The sequence below is a fragment of the Bradyrhizobium sp. LM2.9 genome, assembly GCF_054056555.1.
In genome coordinates this window covers 4,759,453-4,776,906 of sequence record NZ_JBSRYJ010000002.1, presented here as the reverse complement: position 1 = coordinate 4,776,906, position 17,454 = coordinate 4,759,453, and the positions used below count along the sequence as shown (strand labels likewise).

Sequence of the window (17,454 nt, the reverse complement as noted above, 5' to 3'; positions counted from 1 at the left end):
TAAGCGGCGTCCCGTAGCCGGTGGTTCGCCGCCGCGGTTGGATAGAGGGGTTCGCGCGTGGCAAATATCAACCAGAAAATTGCGCAGGAGCTTGGGGTTCGGGCGGAGCAGGTCGAGGCGACGGTGACGCTGCTCGACGGCGGCGCCACGGTTCCCTTCATCGCCCGATACCGCAAGGAAGCGACCGGCGCGCTCGACGACGCGCAATTGCGGACTCTGGAAGAGCGCCTGGGTTACCTGCGCGAGCTCGAAGACCGCCGCAAGGCCATCCTCGAATCGGTCCGCGAGCAGGGCAAGCTCGATGCCGCGCTCGAAGCCTCCATTCTCGCTGCCGACAGCAAGGCGCGCCTCGAAGACATCTATCTACCGTTCAAGCCGAAGCGCCGCACCAAGGCGGAGATCGCCAGGGAAGCCGGCCTCGAGCCGCTCGCCAATCAGCTCATGGCAGAGCCCACCAACGATCCGAAGGTGGTGGCGGAAACCTTCGTCAATGCCGAGAAGGGCGTTGCCGACGCCGCTGCGGTGCTCGACGGCGCCCGGGCCATCCTGGTCGAGCGTTTCGACGAAGACGCCGACCTGATCGGGAGCCTGCGCGAGGAGGTGTGGACCAATGCGCGCATGGCCTCCAAGGTGCGTGACGGCAAGAAAACCGAGGGCGAAAAGTTCGCCGACTATTTTGAGTTCTCCGAGCCGCTGACCAAGCTGCCCTCGCACCGTATCCTCGCGATGTTCCGCGGCGAAAAGGAAGAGATCCTCGACCTTCAGATTCAGGCCGAGGCCGAAGCATCGCCGCCGAGCGTGCCGAGTGCCTATGAGCTGAAGATCATGAAGCGGTTCGGCATCGCCGACCTCAAGCGCGCCGGCGACCGCTGGATGATCGACACGGTGCGCTGGGCCTGGCGCACCAAGATCCAGGTGCATCTCAACATCGACCTGCGCATGCGGCTGTGGAATGCGGCCGAGACCGAGGCCGTGCGCGTGTTCGCCTCCAATTTGCGCGATCTATTGCTGGCCGCGCCCGCCGGCACCCGCGTCACCATGGGGCTCGATCCCGGCTTCCGCACCGGCGTCAAGGTCGCCGTCACCGACGCGACCGGCAAGGTGGTCGATACCGCTGTGATCTATCCGCACGAGCCGCAGCGGCAGTGGAACGAGGCGCTGGCGATCCTCGGCAAGCTCGCGCTGAAACATCGCGTCGAGCTGATCGCGATCGGCAACGGCACCGCCTCGCGCGAGACCGACAAGCTCGCGGGCGATCTCGTCAAGGGCCTCGCCGAACTGAAGATGACCAAGATCGTGGTGTCGGAGGCCGGCGCCTCGGTCTATTCGGCGTCGGCTTTCGCGTCAGAGGAATTGCCTGATCTCGACGTCACCCTGCGCGGCGCGGTCTCGATCGGCCGCCGCCTTCAGGATCCGCTCGCCGAGCTCGTCAAGATCGAGCCCAAGGCGATCGGTGTCGGCCAGTATCAGCACGATCTCGGCCAGGCCAAGCTCGCCAAATCGCTCGATGCAGTGGTCGAAGACTGCGTGAACGCGGTCGGTGTCGACGTCAATACCGCCTCGGCGCCGCTTCTTGCCCGCGTGTCGGGCGTGGGCTCCGGCCTTGCCTCGAGCATCGTGGCGTACCGTGACGCCAACGGCCCGTTCAAGTCGCGCAAGGCGCTGAAAGACGTGCCGCGGCTCGGACCCAAGGCGTTCGAACAGTGCGCGGGCTTCCTGCGCATCGTCGGCGGCGAGGATCCGCTCGATGCCTCTGGTGTGCATCCGGAAGCGTATCCGGTGGTGCGCCGGATTCTTAGCGCCACCAAGAGCGACATCAAGGCGTTGATCGGCAGCAGCGAGATCGTGCGCACGCTGAAGCCGAAGGATTTCGTCGACGAGACGTTTGGTCTGCCGACCGTGACCGACATCCTGCGCGAACTCGAAAAGCCCGGCCGCGATCCGCGTCCGGCGTTCAAGGCCGCGGTGTTCATGGACGGCGTCGAGGAAATCAAGCATCTCAAGAAGGGCATGATCCTCGAGGGCACCGTGACCAACGTCGCCGCGTTCGGCGCATTCGTCGACATCGGTGTGCACCAGGACGGCCTCGTGCACATTTCGGCGATGTCCAAGACCTACATCAAGGATCCGCGCGAGGTGGTGAAGCCCGGCGACATCGTCAAGGTGAAGGTGCTGGACTTCGAGGTCGCGCGCAAGCGCATCTCGCTGACATTGCGCCTCGACGACGAGGTCGGCGCCAAGGAGGCGCCCGGCATGCAGCGCGACAACAGCTCGCGCAACCCCTCCCGCATGACCTCGTCCGCACCGCGCCAACAGGAATCTTCCGGCGGCGGCGCCCTCGCCGAAGCGCTGCGCCGTGCCGCCGAGAAGAACGGCGGCAAGCGGGCGTGACGTCTTAACTTCTCTCCCCGTCCTTCTGCGGGAGAGGTGAGCCGCTCGACGTATGGCGAGCTCCATCCGTGTCGTCATTGCGAGCGAAGCGAAGCAATCCAGTCTGCCTGCGTGGAGGCACTCTGGATTGCTTCGTCGCAAGAGCTCCTCGCAATGACGGAGGAGAGCGCGCGCGGGTCCGCCTTTCTAACTCCCGCGTCAGAATCTGGCGCATTTGTAAGTTGAAGGTGAGGGCGGGTTTTCCTCATCTGAGCCTCTGGAGTGGCGAGACCATCGCCGCGACAAGGAGGATACTTAGATGAACAACAGGCTTCTCACAGGCATCGTCGCAGCGGCAGTTGCTGCGACGCTGGCGGTCGCCTCGCCCGTTCTCGCCCGCGGGGGCGGCGGTGGTGGCGGACATGGCGGTGGTGGTTTTGGCGGTGGCGGTTTTGGCGGTGGTGGCGGCGGGCATTTTGGTGGCGGGGGGATGCACGCCGGCGGCATGGGCGGCGGTGGCATGCACTTCGGCGGCATGGGCAGTGCTCACTTCGGCGGCATGGGCGGTGCTCACTTCGGTGGCGCCCGCTTTGCTGGCTCGCCGATGGCGGCCCACGCTGCCTTTGGGCCGCGCTTTGCCGGTGCGCCACTAGCGACCCGCGCCGCCTTCGGGCCGCGTTTCGCCGGTGCCGGCTGGCACGGCAGGCCCTTCATCGGCCGCCACGCGTTTTTCTCCCGCCACCATCGCTTCCACCGGTTCGCCTTCGTTGGCGCCCCCTTCTACTACGCCAATTATTATGACGACGGTTGCTGGCGCAGGAACTGGACGCCCTATGGGCGGCAATGGGTCAATGTGTGCGGAGACTCTTGGTACTAGCATCGCCGTACCGCACCATTGTCGCGATCGTCATCGGGCGGTTCCGCTCAGCCCCGGAACGGGATAGTCTGATGGCGATCGTCGCGCGGAGTTTGTCATGACCGGAGGTCACCGCCGCATTCTGGTCGTCGAGGACGATGCGGAAACCGCAGGCCAGCTCGTCGAGGAGCTGACGATTTCTGGCTACGACGTCGATCTCGCCGCCACGGGGCGTGAAGCCCTCAGCCACGGCGCCGCGCGCGACTATGCCGTGATCACCATCGACCGCATGCTGCCCGACATCGACGGCATCACCGTGATGCGCCAATTGCGCGACGACGGCATCGCAGCGCCGTTCCTGATCATCTCGGCGCTGGGCGAGGTCGACGACCGCGTGCGCGGCTTGCGCGCCGGCGGCGACGACTATCTCGTCAAGCCGTTCTCCTTCGTCGAGCTTCTGGCGCGGCTGGAGGCACTCGGCCGCCGCAGCGACACGGTCGCCAAGGAGACGATTTTGCGGGTCGGCGATCTCGCCATCGACCTGATCGCGCGCAACGCCAGCCGCCGCGGCCGGAAGATTCCGCTATTGCCGCGCGAGTTTCAGTTGCTCGAATATCTCGTCCGCAACGCGGGCCGGGTCGTTTCCCGCGCGATGCTGCTCCAGCATGTCTGGGATCTGCACTTCGATCCCTCCACCAACATCATTGACGTCTATGTCGGCCGCGTCCGCCGCAAGGTCGACGATGCCCAGGCCTATCCGCTGATCCACACCATTCGCGGCATCGGATATTGTCTCCGTGCTCCTGGTTAAAACGCTCCGCTCCTCGACCTTCCGCCTGGCACTGATCGCGATCGCGGCATTCGGGCTGATCGTCGCGGCGATCATGGCCTATGTCTATTTCGGCACGATGGCCTATGTGAAGAGCCGTGTCGGCGATGCCGGCGATCACCGCGGCTTCACCGCGATGATCGAGCTCGCGATGGCCGCGGTCGCCGTGCTGATGCTGGTGCTCGCCGGGCTCGCCGCGGTGCTGGTGACACGGCGCACGGTCGGGCGAATCGAGGAGATCAACGCCACCAGCCGCGCCATCATGATGTCCGGCCTCGATCAGCGCATTCCCTTGCGCGGCAGTCACGACGAGTGGGACCGCGTCGCCGAAAACCTCAACCAGATGCTCGACCGCATCGAGACGCTGATGGGCGAGGTCAAGCAGGTCAGACGACAACGTCGCGCACGATCTGCGCACGCCGCTGACGCGCATGCGGGGCCGGCTGGAAAAGGCCTATCATGCCTCGCGCAACGGTGAGGCCGACGCAGCGCTGATCGGTGACACCATCGCCGATCTCGACGCGGTGCTCGGCATGTTCGCCTCCATCACCCGCATTTCGGAGATCGAGACCCGCGCCCGCCGTAGCGCGTTTCGCACCCTCAATCTCGCCGGGATCGCCGGCGAGGTCGTCGAGCTCTACGATGCCGCCGCCGAACAGGTTGCGACCCGGCTCAACCTGGGTGGCGACCGCGAGGTGGCGATCACGGGCGATCGCGACCTGCTGTTCGACGCCATCGCCAATCTCGTCGACAACGCGATCAAGCACGGCTGCAAAGGCGGGCAGGTGAGCGTCACCTGCCGCAGCGCCGACGGCGGTGCGACGATCGCGATCGCCGACGATGGTCCGGGTATTCCCACTGAGGAGCGCGATCACGTGTTCAAGCGCCTCTCTACCGGCTCGAACAGAGCCGCTACACGCCGGGCAACGGCCTCGGCTTGAGCCTGGTGGCGGCCGTTGCCGGCCTCCATGGCGCCGAGATTGCGCTGCATGACAACGCGCCGGGCCTCACGGTCCGGCTAAGCTTCCCCAAGACGTCGGCGCAATGAAGCCCGATCGTGTCAAAGCTCGATCACGCCGCGCCGTGCCGCATGAGCCACCGCATCGGTGCGGCCGGTGGCATCGAGCTTGTCGAGCAGCGAGCCGACATGGAACTTCACGGTGTGCACGGAGATGTTGAGCTGACGCGCGATCATCTTGTTGGAGCCACCTTCCGCCATCAGCGCCAGCACGTCGAGCTCGCGCTGCGTCAGCGCGATATCGTCGGGCATGATACGTGGATCGCGGGTGACAATCGTCGCCGTGGCTTTCTCGCCGGGTCCGGCGAGGCGAACCCCGGCGATATTGCCGAGCAGAGCCGCCAGGCGATCGGCGAGGGCGGGATCGTCGATCTCCAGGGACAGCACGATCTCGGGCGCGATGTCCTCGCTCACGCCTCGGGCCTCTCGCCGACGGTGACCTTGAAGCTGACCGGCTCGCCGCCGCGGCGCGCGGCCACGTCGACCACCGCGCCGACGCTCGCCGGACCCAGCGTCCGCGACAGTGCACGTACGCCTGACAGTTTCTGGTCGTTGACGGCGACGATGACGTCGCCCTGGCGGATGCCGGCCGCGGCCGAAGGTCCGGCCTTGTCGACGTTCATCACCATCGCGCCGACGCCATCGTCGAGCCGGACCGGCTGGAGCCCGAGGCCGAGATATCCGCGCGCGATGCGGCCGCGCGCCTCTAATTGCGCCGCGACCCGCTCGATCGTCGCTGTCGGGATCACCAGCACGCGCCTCGGGCCGAGCACGGCCATGCCGAAGGCTTCGCCCGATGCGTCGAGCGCGAGGCCGCCCTGTTGGCTGGAGCGCAAGCGGACGTCGAGCTCGATCCGCGCGTCGATGTCGCCGCCGCGCAGGCTGCGCCAGCTCTTGCCGGACAGCGATACCATCCCCAGCGCGGCGCTCGGCGTGTCGCGGTTGGTGGCGATGACGACCGACAGCGCGCCGAGGGGCGGGACCGTTGTGGCCAGCTTGACCGGGGCAAGCGCAGTATCGGCGCGCAGCAGTGCGATATCCGTCGTATGGTCGCGGCCGGCGATCGTGGCAGCCGTGGTGCTGCCGTCGGGGAGTCCGATCTCGACTTCGCCCTCGTCGGCCAGCGCCTCGTCGGCGGTGACGATCAGGCCGGGTTTCCAGACGAAGCCGGTGGCGCGGGCGCGATGCGAACGCACGGCGACGACGGACGGCGCGGTGCGCGCCACCACATCCGCAAGTGCGGACGACAGTGAAGACAGCGGAGTGGGGTCGGTCATGGCAGGCTCCTGTAAGCTGCCCCCAATCTGGGATGTCGCGGCGAATTGTGAAACTGGCCGGATGGCCAGGAAAGCTGATCTGGAAAGCTGGTCCGTAAGACCACGGTCGACGAGTATGTGATTGGGAGCCGCTCACGCGAACGTGTTGCAATCGCGAAATTGCGTCGCCTCCACGATTTTCAGCGAGCCACGCAATGCCCCCGGCCTTTACCACACCGCATTGCTGATGCCGACGCGCAAGGACCTCGCGCGCTGGCTGGTGCACGCCGCCTCGTATCGGGTGCCGATGTCGGGCTTCGCCGATCACCTCGTCAGCGAGTCGGTCTATCTCGACGACCCCGAGGGTAACGGTATCGAGGTCTATGCCGCCGTCGATTCCTGGGGCACGCGAGTGCGGCTGATCAGGGTTTGATCGCCGGCGCGAGCGTTGGTAAGACCGGTCAGGCGTCAGCCAGTTTCCGGGATTCACACCTGCCATGTCCGACTTTCACGGCGTCTTTCCCTATCTCGTCTCGCCTGTCGATGCCGATGGCGCGGTGCGGACGAACGTGCTCAGCAGGCTCTGCGTCGATCTGATCGGCGCCGGCGTGCACGGCCTGACGCCGCTGGGCTCGACCGGCGAGTTCGCCTATCTCGACGCCGTGCAGCGCACGGCGATCGTGCGGACCACGATCGAGGCGGCGAAGGGACGTGTGCCGGTCGTCGCGGGCGTCGCCTCCACCTCGACGGCGGACGCGGTGGCGCAGGCGAAAGCGTATCAGAAGCTCGGCGCCGACGGCATTCTGGCGATCCTGGAAGCGTATTTCCCGCTCGCCGATGCCCAGATCGAATCCTATTTCCGCGCCATCGCGGATGCCGTGGACATCCCCGTCGTCATCTACACCAATCCGCAATTCCAGCGCTCCGATCTGACCCTCGATATCATCGCGCGCCTCGCCGAGCATCCGCGCATCGGCTACATCAAGGACGCCTCGACCAATACCGGCCGGCTGCTCTCGATCATGAACCGCTGCGGCGATGCCTTGCGGGTGTTCTCGGCCTCCGCCCACATCCCGGCCGCGGTGATGCTGATCGGCGGGCTCGGCTGGATGGCGGGCCCTGCCTGCATCATCCCGCGCCAGAGCGTGGCGCTCTACGACCTCTGCAAGGCCGGCCGCTGGGACGAGGCGATGGCGCTCCAGCGCAGGCTGTGGCGCATCAACGAGGCTTTTGCCCGCTTCAATCTCGCCGCCTGCATCAAGGCCGGATTGGCCATCCAGGGCTACGACGTTGGCGATCCCGTCCCGCCGCAGGCCGCTCTCACCGAAGATGCGCGCAAAATCGTGGAAGCGGCGTTGCGGGAGCTGGGCTAGCCGCCATACCCGGCATGACGAAATCGTGGATATACCGCCCAAAACCGCGGCTGGCCTCGCATGCCTCGATCCGCTAAAAGGCTGCCGCATTTGAGAGATTAAGGGACCCCACGGAATGAACATTCTTCCCGGCAATTTGCGTTTCGGAGCGGGGCAGCCCGTCAAGCGTTTGGAAGACCAGCGGCTGCTCACCGGGAAGGGGCAGTTCATCGACGACAAGCCGGAAGAGGGCGCGCTGTGGTTGTACCTGCTGCGCTCGCCGCACGCCCACGCGAAGATCGTCTCGATCGACACCGGCGCCGCCACTGCGATGCCCGGCGTGACCGCGGTCTATACCGGCGCCGACCTCGTCAAGGACGACATCGGCGTCATCCCGACGCTGAGCATCTTCAAGCGCCCCGACGGCAAGCCGATGACGGTGCCGCCACGCCGCCTGCTGGCGCACGAAATCGTGCGCTACGCCGGCGAGGCCGTGGCCGCCGTGGTGGCCTCCTCGCGTGCTGACGCCCAGAACGCGGCCGAAGCGATCGTTGTCGAATATGACGTGCAGCCGGCGGTGGTCGATCCCGTCGAGGCGGTGAAGCCGGGCGCGCCGGTGGTGTGGGCGGAGGCACCCGACAACATCGTCGGCGCGATGGCTTACGGCGATGCCGCCAAGGTTGGCGAGGCTTTTGCCAAGGCGGCGCATACCGTCGAGCTCGATCTCGTCAGCCAGCGCCTTGTGCCGTCGGCCATGGAGCCGCGCTTCGACCATCGCCGAGATCGACAAAAAGACCGGACGGCTCCTCTTGCACGTGCAGTCGCAGACGCCCGCCTCGACCCGCGACGTGCTGGCCGAAGCCGTGCTGAAGCGTCCCAAGGATAGCGTGCGCGTGCTGGTCGGCGATATCGGCGGCGGCTTTGGCCAGAAGACCAATCTCTATCCGGAAGACGGCATCGTCGCCTATGCCGCGACCAAGCTGAACAAAAAAATCCGCTGGCGCGGCGACCGCACCGACGAATTCGTCGGTGGCACTCATGGCCGCGATCTGACCTCGACCGCTTCTTTCGCGCTCGACGAGAAGGGCAAGGTGCTGGCCTATCGCGTCAGCTCGATTGGCTGTACCGGCGCGTATTCCTCGGGCGCGGCCAACATCATTCCGCTGGTGCTGGGGCCGTTCGTTCAGACCGGCGTTTACGATTTGCCGCTGGTGCATTTCGAGGTGAAGTCGGTGATGACCCACACCGCGCCGGTCGGGGCCTATCGCGGCGCCGGCCGTCCCGAAGCGGTCTTCATCGTCGAGCGTCTGTTCGACGCTGCCGCGCGGAAAATCGGCATGGATCCGCGCGCGATCCGCAAGGCCAATTACATCAAGCCGGCGCAACTGCCTTACACCAATGCGGCGGGACAGGTTTACGATTCCGGCGCCTTCGCGCACATGCTCGACCGTGCCGTGAAGCTTGCGGACTGGGACGGCTTTGCCGCGCGCAAGAAGGCGGCGAAGAAGAAAGGCCTGCTCTACGGCCGCGGGCTCACCTCCTATATCGAATGGACCGGGGGCCGCGCTCATACCGAGACGGTCAGTATGCACGCGACCGCGCAGGGCCGCGTTGTCCTGCATTCCGGCACCATGGCGATGGGGCAGGGGTTGCAGACCACCTACACCCAGATGATCTCCGACACGCTCGGCATTGCCATGGACAAGATCGACGTGGTCCAGGGCGACACTGATCTGGCAACAGGCTTTGGCAGCGTCGGCTCGCGTTCGCTGTTCGTCGGCGGCACGGCGGTTGCGGTCTCCTCCAACGATTTGATCCAGAAGGCGCGCGAGAAGGCGGCGAACGTGCTGGAGACCTCGGTCGAGGACATCGAATACCAGGGCGGCATGCTCACCGTGGTCGGCACCGACCGCCGCATCAGCCTGTTCGATATTGCCGAGAAGGAGAGCGGCGCAAAGCTCAGCGTCGATTCCGAAGGCGAGGTCGATGGTCCGAGCTGGCCGAACGGGACGCATATCTGCGAGGTCGAGATCGACCCGGAGACCGGCGTCTCCAAGGTCGTGCGCTACACTACGGTTGACGACGTCGGCGTCGCTGTGAACCCGATGCTGGTGACGGGGCAGATCCATGGCGGTGTTGCGCAGGGAATCGGCCAGGCACTGTACGAGGGCGTGTCCTATGATTCCGACGGCCAGCTTCTCACCGCGAGCTACCAGGACTATTGCATCCCGCGCGCCGACGACGTCCCGCCGATCATGGTGACGCTCGACGATTCCGCGCCCTGCCGCACCAATCCGCTCGGCGCCAAGGGCTGCGGCGAATCCGGCGCCATCGGCGGTCCCCCTTGCGTCACCAACGGCGTGATGGATGCGCTCGCCGAGCTCGGCATTAGCCAGCTCAACACGCCCCTGACGCCGCAGAAGATCTGGCAGGCGATCCGGGACGCAAAGGTGGCGGGTTAATACCGTTATTGCGAGCGCAGCGAAGCAATCCAGAATCCCTCCGCGGAGGCAGCCTGGATTGCTTCGTCGCAACGGCTCCTCGCAATGACAGGCGAGAGGGTCGCGCGCTAAATCCCCAGCATCATCTTCGCAATAATATCGCGCTGGATCTCCGAGGTGCCGCCGAAGATCGTGTAGGCGCGGCCGTTGAGATATTCCGGCACCACCGTCAGCATCTCCTCCGGCATCGCCGGCTCGTGGTTGAGCCTGTAGAGCGGGCGCATCGGCTCGACCGCGAGCGCGTCGTGGCCGATCACATCGGCCCCCAGCCGGGTCACCGCCTGGCGGATCTCGCTGTTGCGCAGCTTGAGGATCGACGACACAGCGCCGGGATTCTGCCCGGTCTGCAGCGTCGACAGCACACGCAACTCCGTCATCTCCAGCGCGTCGATGTCGACCTCGACCTCCGAGATGCGCGTCGCGATGTCGGGACTGTCGATCGCGCGTCCCGTCAAATCCGACTCGGCAAGCTCCGCAATCGCCTTCAGCCCTTCGCGCAGCTTCGCCGACGCGATGCCGGAGCCGCGCTCGAATTCGAGCAGGTACTTGCCGTAGGTCCAGCCCTTGCCTTCCTCGCCGACGCGATTGGCAACGGGTACCCGCACGTCGTCGAAGAACACCTGGTTGACCTCGTGGTCGCCGCCGATGGTGAGGATGGGGCGCGTCGTGATGCCTGGCGCATTCATGTCGATCAGGACAAAACTGATGCCGTCCTGCTGCCGCGGGCCGTCGCTGGTGCGCACCAGCGCGAACATGCGGTTGGCGTGATGGGCATGCGTGGTCCAGATTTTTGTGCCGTTGATGATGTAGTCGTCGCCGTCGCGCACCGCGCGCGTCTTCAGCGAGGAGAGGTCGGAACCGGAGCCCGGCTCGGAATAGCCCTGGCACCAATAGTCCTCGCCGGAGAGGATGCGCGGCAGGTAGAAGTTCTTCTGTTCAGGGCTGCCGAAACCGATGATGACGGGCCCGACCATCTTCACGCCCATCACGTTGACGTTCGGCACGCCGGCGCGCGCGCTTTCGGCCTCGAAGATCCAGCGCTGCGCCGGCGTCCAGTCCGGCCCGCCATGCTCGACCGGCCAGCCCGGCGCGCCCCAGCCTCGCTTGTGCAGCGTCCGCTGCCAGGCCATGCCGATGTCGGGGTCGGAGAACACCGACGGCGTCAGCGCCGTCGCGCGCTTCATCTCCTCGGCGAGGTTTTTCGCAATGAAGCCGCGCACCTCGTCCTGAAAGGCGCGCTCCTCAGTGTTGAACGACAGGTCCATGATCCGCTCCTTGTGTCAGGCAGGCATGACGTTGCGGCCGAGCTGGGCGTGGCGGCTATAATGGTGAGCGCTGCCGCCGAACAGCGTGTCGAAAGCGACCAGCCGCTTGAAGTAGGCGCCGACCTCGAGCTCCTCGGTGACACCCATGCCGCCGTGGAGCTGGATCGACTGCTCGCCGATAAAGCGCGCACATCTGCCGATCTTCGCCTTCGCGCCCGACGCGGCCCGCGCGCGCTCGACTGGATTGGCATCGACCTTCAGCGCGGCGCGCAGCGCCATCGAGCGCGACTCGTCGACCTGCACCGCCATGTCGGCGAGGCGGTGGCGGATCACCTGGTTGGCCGAAAGGGGCCGGCCGAACTGCTTGCGGATTTTTGTGTACTCCAGCGTGGTCTCCAGGAGCACCTGCATGATGCCCACGGCCTCGGCGTCGAGCGCGGCCATGGCGCGATCGACGGCCCATTCGATCGCGGGCAGCGCGTCGTGTCCGTCACCGAGCAAGGCGGCTTGCGGCAGTTGCACGTCCGACAGTTCGATATTGCAGGCGCGCCCGCCGCCCAGGCGCTCATAGTCGCTGACGGCAACGCTCGGCGTCTTTGCCGGCACCAGGAACAGGCCAATCCGGCCCGATGGCCCCCGATGATCATGGATATGCGCGGAGACGATAATCTCGTCGGCGGCGTGGCCGTCGAGCACCGCGATCTTGCTGCCGGAGAGTCGCCAGCCTTGCGCCGTCTTGTTGGCAATGGTCGCGACCTTGGCGAGATCGAACCGCGCCCCGCGCTCCGAATGCGCAAACGCCAGTTTCAGCGATCCGTCGGCGACCTTCGGCAGGATTGCCTGCTTCTGCACCGTGCCGCCGCATCGCTCGACCAGTGCTGCGCCAAGCACCACCGTTGCGATATACGGCTCCGACACCAGCCCGCGGCCAAAGGCTTCCGTCAAAATGCCGATCTCGACCGCGCCGCCGCCGAGCCCGCCAAACTCTTCCGCGATCGGCAACGCCAGCCAGCCCAGCTCGGCGAATTGCTTCCACACCGCGGGGCTGAAGCCGAGCGGATCGTTCGCCATCTTGCGGCGGTGATCGGCATCATAGCTTCCGGCCACGAAGCGCTCCGCGCTTTCGCGCAGCAGACGTTGCTCGTCACTGAGATTGAGATCCATCCTGTCTACTCCGCGGCTGCCGGCGGCTTGCGCACGGAGGGATGCAGGCCGGATGGATCGACCACCATTCCGAATTCCTGAAGATTATGGGCGTGGCAGAGCTGATGCAGCGCAAAGGCCTGGTCGATCGCCGCCGGCTGGCCCATCACATCGACCGAGCGGTTCACGGCTTCCTTGGTCAGCTTCAGCGCAAAGGACGGTTTTGATGCGATTTTGCGCGCCAGCGCCAGGACGGCGGATGAAAGATCTGCGCGCGGTACGACCCGGTTGACCATCCCGAGTTGATGCGCCTCTTGTGCACTCCAGCTATCGGCGGTGAACAGAAACTCCTTGGGCCTTGCGCGGGCCGAGCTCCCAGGGATGCACGAACCATTCGACGCCGCAGACGCCCATGGTGACCACGGGATCGCAGAACTGCGCATCGTCACTGGCGACGATGAGATCGCAGATCCAGGCCAGCATCAGGCCGCCGGCGATGCACTTGCCGTGCACCTCCGCAATTGTCGGCTTGGCGAGATTGCGCCAGCGCCGCGTGATCTGGAGATAGATCTCCTGCTCGCGCGCGAAGCGGCCATGCGCGTTCGGTTCAGCGAAGCCGCCCCAATTTCCGATCGGCGGAAAATCGACACCCGCAACATTCTTGCTGCCGGGGCGCAGATCATGCCCTGAGGAGAAGTGCGGACCGTTGCCGGCGAGAATGATCACCTTGACCGCATCGTCCTGCACCGCCTCATCGAACGCGGCGTTGAGATCGTATGTCATTTGCAGGTTCTGCGCGTTGCGCGCGTCGGGCCGGTTCATCACGATCCTCGAGATCGCCGGCTCCGGCCTCTCCACGAGGATGGTCTCGAACGAGGTCATCGCGTTCCCCCCGGCGTTTCCGTCTTGGTATTATTGTTCTCTTGAGTTGACTATTACAGCCGGGATTAAGCAAGAGGCTTGCGTAAATCGGCTGCTTTTCGCAAGCCTCAGCCTGGATGCAAGATGTCTGGCATCTCGCGCACGCAATCTGGTAGTTTGCGCCCGATTCCACCGGGAGAAATTTGATGCGCAAGATCCTGACCGTGCTGGCGGCGCTGGCCTCGCTGAGCCTCACCAATTGCGGCTACAACGCCATCCAGAGCGAGGACGAGCAGATCAAGGCCAACTGGTCCGAAGTCGTGAACCAGTATCAGCGCCGCGCCGATCTGGTGCCCAACCTCGTCAACTCGGTGAAGGGTTTTGCGCAGCAGGAGAAGGACGTGCTGCTCGGCGTCACCAATGCCCGCGCCAAGGTCGGCAGCATCCAGGCGACGCCCGAGGTACTGAACGATCCCGCCGCATTCCAGAAATTTCAGGCCGCCCAGGGCGAGCTCTCCGGCGCGCTGTCGCGACTGCTCGTGGTCACCGAAAACTACCCGCAGCTCAAGTCGGATGCGCTGTTCAAGGATTTGATGTCGCAGCTCGAAGGCACCGAGAACCGCATCACGGTGGCGCGCAATCGCTACATCAAGGCGGTGCAGGATTATAACGTCACCATCCGCTCATTCCCGAACAACCTCACTGCGATGATGTTCAGCTACAAGGAGAAGCCGAACTTCTCGGTCGCAAACGAGAACGAAATCTCGACCGCACCGAAGGTCGATTTCAATCCGGCGCCCTCGAAGTAAGTGCGTTCGATTTCGCGCATGCGCCCAACCCCGACCACAGCCGTCATTCCCCGCGAAGGCGGGGAATCCAGTACGCCGCGGCTCCTCGGTTCAAGCGCTGCTGCTTCTGGAATACTGGATCGCCCGCCTTCGCTGGCGATGACAGCGATATTGTGGCGTGCCGTTTCGAGCTTCTCATTGTTCGTCTTCGCACTGCTCTTCGCCTTTGCTTTCCCGGCCTCAGCCGATGTCGCCGTGCCGCAACTGACCGGCCGCGTGGTCGATCAGACCGGCACGCTCTCCAGCGGCGACATCGCCGCGCTGTCGCAAAAGCTGCAGGACTTCGAGACGCGCAAGGGCAGCCAGCTCGTCGTCCTGATCGTGCCGACGACGGAGCCGGAGACGATCGAGCAGTTCGCGATCCGCGTTGCGGAGGCCTGGAAGATCGGGCGCAAGAAGGTCGACGACGGCGCGATCCTGGTGGTCGCCAAGAGCGACCGGCATTTGCGCATCGAGGTCGGTTACGGCCTCGAGGGCGCGCTCACCGACGTCACCTCGCGGCGCATCATTGACGAAGATATCACGCCGAAATTCAGGAGTGGCGATTTCGCCGGCGGCATCGCGGCGGGCGTCGATCGCGTGATTCGCGTCATCGACGGCGAGCCGCTGCCGACGCCCTCGCGCAGCGTGAATTTCGGCAACTGGAACGACATCGAGCCGCTTTTCTTCTTCCTGCTGTTCGGCCCGCTGGTCATCGGCGGCATCCTGCGCTCCATGTTCGGGCGGCTATTCGGCTCGGGGATAACTGGAGCGATCGTTGGTGTCCTCGCCTGGTTCGTGATTGGCTCTGCGGTCATCGGGTTGGGCGTCGGTGTGCTTGGCGCTATCCTGACGTTTATCGCCGATCTGTTTGGGGCGGGATCGGGCACGGGGTCCTCGCGCGGCCGCTCCTGGTCGAGCGGCTCGTCATCCGGCGGCTGGAGCAGCGGATCGTCGTCGAGCGGTGGCTTCAGCGGCGGTGGCGGCAGTTTTGGCGGCGGCGGCGCCTCGGGGAGCTGGTAGGTCATGAGCATCAAGCGCATCACCCGGCATCTGCTCCAGCACCATTGGCGGGCCAAGCGGGTGTTTCCAAAAGGGGTGCTCGACCGCATCGAGCAGGCGATCAAGCGCGGCGAAACCATGCATTCCGGCCAGGTCCGGTTCGTCGTCGAAGGCGCGCTCGACGGCGGGCCGCTGTTTCGCAATCAGCCGGCGCGCGAGCGCGCGCTCGACGTGTTCTCGCATTTGCGCATCTGGGACACTGCGCACAACAACGGGGTCCTGATCTATCTCCTGCTCGCCGACCGCGATGTCGAGATCGTCGCCGATCGCGGCATCGACGCGAAGGTTGATGTGAAGCGCTGGGAACAGATCTGCCGCGCGATGGAAGCCGAGTTCAGGTTGGGCCAGTTCGAGCGCGGCGTGATCGGCGGCATCGAGGCCGTGTCGCAGGAGCTGGCGCGGCATTTCCCGCCGCATGGACCGCATCGCAACGAATTGCCAGATGCGCCGGTCGTGATCTGACGGGAGCGGTCGTAGCGCGCGACTATCGATCACCGTCACCCTGAGGTGGCCGCCCCTTCAGCGGCCCTCGAAAGGCGACGGCCCGGCTGCATCCCGGCCGCTCATCCTTCGAGGCTCACTCAGCGGTGCAAGCGCACCGCAGAACTCGCGCCTCAGGATGACGGAGTTAGCGGGATGTGCTGTGGCCCTAATCATCCAGCTTGTTCAAATCGCGCACCGACTGCATGATCGGCTCGAAGTTCGAGCGCGCATCCAGCGCATCGAACAATTGTGCGGTGTCCTCCAGTAAGCCGTGTGACCTCGCAATCGCAATGCGGACGTCCTCCTGTGGCGTGTCCGACAGCCGCCCGTGTCCCGACAGCAATGTCTTCGAATTCAGCCCCTTGAGCCGCTCGAGTGACTGGATGTAGTCGGCGATGCTGCCCGAGCCGAACACGCCGCCCATCACGCCGCCGGGCATGAGTGTATCGGCGGCAAACAGCAGGCCCTTGTCCTGGTCGTACAGCGTGATGCAGGCCGAGGTGTGCCCCGGCGTGTGCATCACGTTGAGACGGAAATTGCCGAGGTCGATCAGATTGCCTTCCTCTAGCCAGATGTCGATATTGATCGGCACGTTCGGCTCGTTGAACATCTTCCGCAGCATCGAGAAGTCGTCGCGCAGCATGATCTTGTTGGCGGCAAGCCGATGGGCGGCGACAAAAGTGCGGCGCTCGTTGAAGTGCCAGGCGGCACCGATGTGGTCGAGATGCTCGTGGCTCAGCACCACCATGTCGATCTTCTCCGGCGGGCAGCCGGCGAAGTTGAGACATTCCACCATCGCAGGGTAATTCGACGACAGCCCGACATCGATCAGGATGGTGCGCACCGAGCCACGAACGAGATAGACGTTGGCGGCGCGGTTGGAGAAGCGAATTTGATAGACGTCGTCCGCCGCCTGGATCAGCGAGCAGATGTCGTTCTTCATCAGGATTGGAAACGAAGTGGGCTTGCGCTCGCTCATGACTGCGCTGCTCGGTAGGTGACATCATTGGACGCGCGCAGGCGTTTGGAGAGTGCATCCATCACCATCAGCGCAAAGGCCGGTTGCTGGCTGACGAGATAGACGAAGCGGGCGTGATTGATTCTCATCACTTTCGTGCTCGGCGCCGCCGCGATTGCGGTCGCCGAGCGGGCCGAGCCGTCGATCACGGCCATCTCACCAAAGAATTCGCCCCTGCCGAGCTTGACGATGGTGGTCTTGCTGACGCCGCTCAGCTTGGCGATCTCGACTTCGCCGTCGAGCACGACGAACAGCTCGCGGCCGGTCGAGCCCTCCTCGAAGATGATGTCATCGAGGCCAAACTCGTTGATGCACTTCTCGATAGCCATGACACCCCCAAGGGCCTTCTGCAGCCGTTCTGGCTGACAGGACAGTCATGTTAGCCGGGTAACAGGGGCGGGCAAACAGCCCGTTCGGAGAGAGCGTGGCCTGCCGCAGGGCAGCATCCGCTGACGATTTGTTGCACGCCGCCACACCGGTTCCACTTTGCCGGCCAAATTCGGCCCCGGATGAGTTCCTAAAATTTTGGTAAGCGGGTCCGCAGGTAAGGAATTCGCAAGCAATGAAAGTTACCAAAAAGTCAACCGAGACTGGAGTATTCGAGCCGTGAGCG

General features: G+C 65.0%; 13 protein-coding genes and 4 pseudogenes. 10 read left to right on the top strand and 7 right to left on the bottom strand.

The window, feature by feature from the left end; all coding sequences use genetic code 11:
* The first annotated feature begins 57 nt into the window (after positions 1-57).
* From ACVWW3_RS24895 to ACVWW3_RS24880, 4 genes and pseudogenes are all read left to right on the top strand, one after another.
* On the top strand, positions 58-2,391 hold the full coding sequence (locus tag ACVWW3_RS24895) for a Tex family protein (protein WP_456648344.1): 2,334 nt from the start codon (positions 58-60) through the stop codon (positions 2,389-2,391).
* Positions 2,392-2,689: 298 nt separating this feature from the next.
* Positions 2,690-3,247 (top strand): hypothetical protein, encoded by a 558-nt coding sequence (locus ACVWW3_RS24890; RefSeq protein ID WP_456648345.1) that lies wholly within the window; start codon positions 2,690-2,692, stop codon positions 3,245-3,247.
* A gap of 97 nt (positions 3,248-3,344) precedes the next feature.
* Positions 3,345-4,037 carry a response regulator transcription factor gene (locus tag ACVWW3_RS24885; RefSeq protein WP_354047650.1) on the top strand — a complete coding sequence of 231 codons (693 nt, stop codon included), beginning with the start codon at positions 3,345-3,347 and terminating at the stop codon, positions 4,035-4,037.
* Positions 4,024-5,103 (top strand): annotated as a pseudogene (locus ACVWW3_RS24880) (sensor histidine kinase). Before ACVWW3_RS24885 ends, ACVWW3_RS24880 begins: the two are co-directional and overlap by 14 nt.
* 12 nt (positions 5,104-5,115) lie before the next feature.
* On the opposite strand, the gene ACVWW3_RS24875 reads toward ACVWW3_RS24880, so the two are convergent.
* Both ACVWW3_RS24875 and ACVWW3_RS24870 read right to left on the bottom strand, forming a co-directional pair.
* Positions 5,116-5,487: a response regulator transcription factor gene (locus ACVWW3_RS24875; RefSeq protein WP_456648347.1), complete on the bottom strand. Its 372-nt coding sequence runs from the start codon at positions 5,485-5,487 to the stop codon at positions 5,116-5,118.
* Positions 5,484-6,350, bottom strand: coding sequence for a S1C family serine protease (locus ACVWW3_RS24870; RefSeq protein ID WP_456648348.1), 867 nt, complete (start codon positions 6,348-6,350; stop codon positions 5,484-5,486). The genes ACVWW3_RS24875 and ACVWW3_RS24870 overlap by 4 nt, the downstream gene beginning before the upstream one ends.
* A 184-nt stretch (positions 6,351-6,534) precedes the next feature.
* On the opposite strand from ACVWW3_RS24870, the pseudogene ACVWW3_RS24865 reads away from it, so the two are divergent.
* The 3 genes and pseudogenes from ACVWW3_RS24865 to ACVWW3_RS24855 form a co-directional block, all read left to right on the top strand.
* Positions 6,535-6,726 (top strand): annotated as a pseudogene (locus ACVWW3_RS24865) (VOC family protein); the annotation flags it as partial.
* Positions 6,727-6,826: 100 nt separating this feature from the next.
* Entirely contained in the window at positions 6,827-7,702 is an 876-nt protein-coding gene (locus ACVWW3_RS24860; RefSeq protein WP_456648349.1) for a dihydrodipicolinate synthase family protein, read from the top strand.
* A 115-nt stretch (positions 7,703-7,817) separates the two neighbouring features.
* A pseudogene (locus tag ACVWW3_RS24855) lies at positions 7,818-10,143 on the top strand (xanthine dehydrogenase family protein molybdopterin-binding subunit).
* A gap of 107 nt (positions 10,144-10,250) precedes the next feature.
* Here ACVWW3_RS24855 and ACVWW3_RS24850 read toward each other — a convergent pair.
* From ACVWW3_RS24850 to ACVWW3_RS24840, 3 genes and pseudogenes are all read right to left on the bottom strand, one after another.
* Entirely contained in the window at positions 10,251-11,447 is a 1,197-nt protein-coding gene (locus tag ACVWW3_RS24850; RefSeq protein ID WP_456672166.1) for an acyl-CoA dehydrogenase family protein, read from the bottom strand.
* Between the two features lie 15 nt (positions 11,448-11,462).
* On the bottom strand, positions 11,463-12,611 hold the full coding sequence (locus ACVWW3_RS24845) for an acyl-CoA dehydrogenase family protein (RefSeq protein ID WP_456648350.1): 1,149 nt from the start codon (positions 12,609-12,611) through the stop codon (positions 11,463-11,465).
* 5 nt (positions 12,612-12,616) lie between these two features.
* Positions 12,617-13,472 (bottom strand): annotated as a pseudogene (locus tag ACVWW3_RS24840) (enoyl-CoA hydratase).
* A gap of 185 nt (positions 13,473-13,657) precedes the next feature.
* Between ACVWW3_RS24840 and ACVWW3_RS24835 the strand changes: the two are divergent.
* The 3 genes from ACVWW3_RS24835 (at position 13,658) to ACVWW3_RS24825 (ending at position 15,802) form a co-directional block, all read left to right on the top strand.
* Positions 13,658-14,260, top strand: coding sequence for a LemA family protein (locus ACVWW3_RS24835; protein ID WP_456648352.1), 603 nt, complete (start codon positions 13,658-13,660; stop codon positions 14,258-14,260).
* A gap of 138 nt (positions 14,261-14,398) precedes the next feature.
* Positions 14,399-15,301: a TPM domain-containing protein gene (locus ACVWW3_RS24830; protein ID WP_456648353.1), complete on the top strand. Its 903-nt coding sequence runs from the start codon at positions 14,399-14,401 to the stop codon at positions 15,299-15,301.
* A 3-nt stretch (positions 15,302-15,304) separates the two neighbouring features.
* Positions 15,305-15,802, top strand: coding sequence for a TPM domain-containing protein (locus ACVWW3_RS24825; protein WP_456648354.1), 498 nt, complete (start codon positions 15,305-15,307; stop codon positions 15,800-15,802).
* Positions 15,803-15,989: 187 nt separating this feature from the next.
* On the opposite strand, the gene ACVWW3_RS24820 is transcribed toward ACVWW3_RS24825, so the two are convergent.
* Together ACVWW3_RS24820 and ACVWW3_RS24815 are read right to left on the bottom strand one after the other, a co-directional pair.
* On the bottom strand, positions 15,990-16,802 hold the full coding sequence (locus ACVWW3_RS24820; protein WP_456648355.1) for an MBL fold metallo-hydrolase: 813 nt from the start codon (positions 16,800-16,802) through the stop codon (positions 15,990-15,992).
* Positions 16,799-17,170 (bottom strand): Crp/Fnr family transcriptional regulator, encoded by a 372-nt coding sequence (locus ACVWW3_RS24815; protein WP_456648356.1) that lies wholly within the window; start codon positions 17,168-17,170, stop codon positions 16,799-16,801. The genes ACVWW3_RS24820 and ACVWW3_RS24815 overlap by 4 nt, the downstream gene beginning before the upstream one ends.
* Between the last annotated feature and the right edge of the window lie 284 nt (positions 17,171-17,454).

What these genes read in the sequence shown, in the direction of transcription:
- ACVWW3_RS24825 (WP_456648354.1), top strand. Translation starts at nt 15,305, where the DNA reads ATGAGCATCAAGCGCATCACCCGGCATCTGCTCCAGCACCATTGGCGG.
- ACVWW3_RS24820 (WP_456648355.1), bottom strand. Translation starts at nt 16,802, where the DNA reads ATGAGCGAGCGCAAGCCCACTTCGTTTCCAATCCTGATGAAGAACGAC.
- ACVWW3_RS24890 (WP_456648345.1), top strand. Translation starts at nt 2,690, where the DNA reads ATGAACAACAGGCTTCTCACAGGCATCGTCGCAGCGGCAGTTGCTGCG.
- ACVWW3_RS24830 (WP_456648353.1), top strand. Translation starts at nt 14,399, where the DNA reads ATGACAGCGATATTGTGGCGTGCCGTTTCGAGCTTCTCATTGTTCGTC.
- ACVWW3_RS24815 (WP_456648356.1), bottom strand. Translation starts at nt 17,170, where the DNA reads ATGGCTATCGAGAAGTGCATCAACGAGTTTGGCCTCGATGACATCATC.
- ACVWW3_RS24850 (WP_456672166.1), bottom strand. Translation starts at nt 11,447, where the DNA reads ATGGACCTGTCGTTCAACACTGAGGAGCGCGCCTTTCAGGACGAGGTG.
- ACVWW3_RS24835 (WP_456648352.1), top strand. Translation starts at nt 13,658, where the DNA reads ATGCGCAAGATCCTGACCGTGCTGGCGGCGCTGGCCTCGCTGAGCCTC.
- ACVWW3_RS24860 (WP_456648349.1), top strand. Translation starts at nt 6,827, where the DNA reads ATGTCCGACTTTCACGGCGTCTTTCCCTATCTCGTCTCGCCTGTCGAT.
- ACVWW3_RS24845 (WP_456648350.1), bottom strand. Translation starts at nt 12,611, where the DNA reads ATGGATCTCAATCTCAGTGACGAGCAACGTCTGCTGCGCGAAAGCGCG.
- ACVWW3_RS24885 (WP_354047650.1), top strand. Translation starts at nt 3,345, where the DNA reads ATGACCGGAGGTCACCGCCGCATTCTGGTCGTCGAGGACGATGCGGAA.
- ACVWW3_RS24870 (WP_456648348.1), bottom strand. Translation starts at nt 6,350, where the DNA reads ATGACCGACCCCACTCCGCTGTCTTCACTGTCGTCCGCACTTGCGGAT.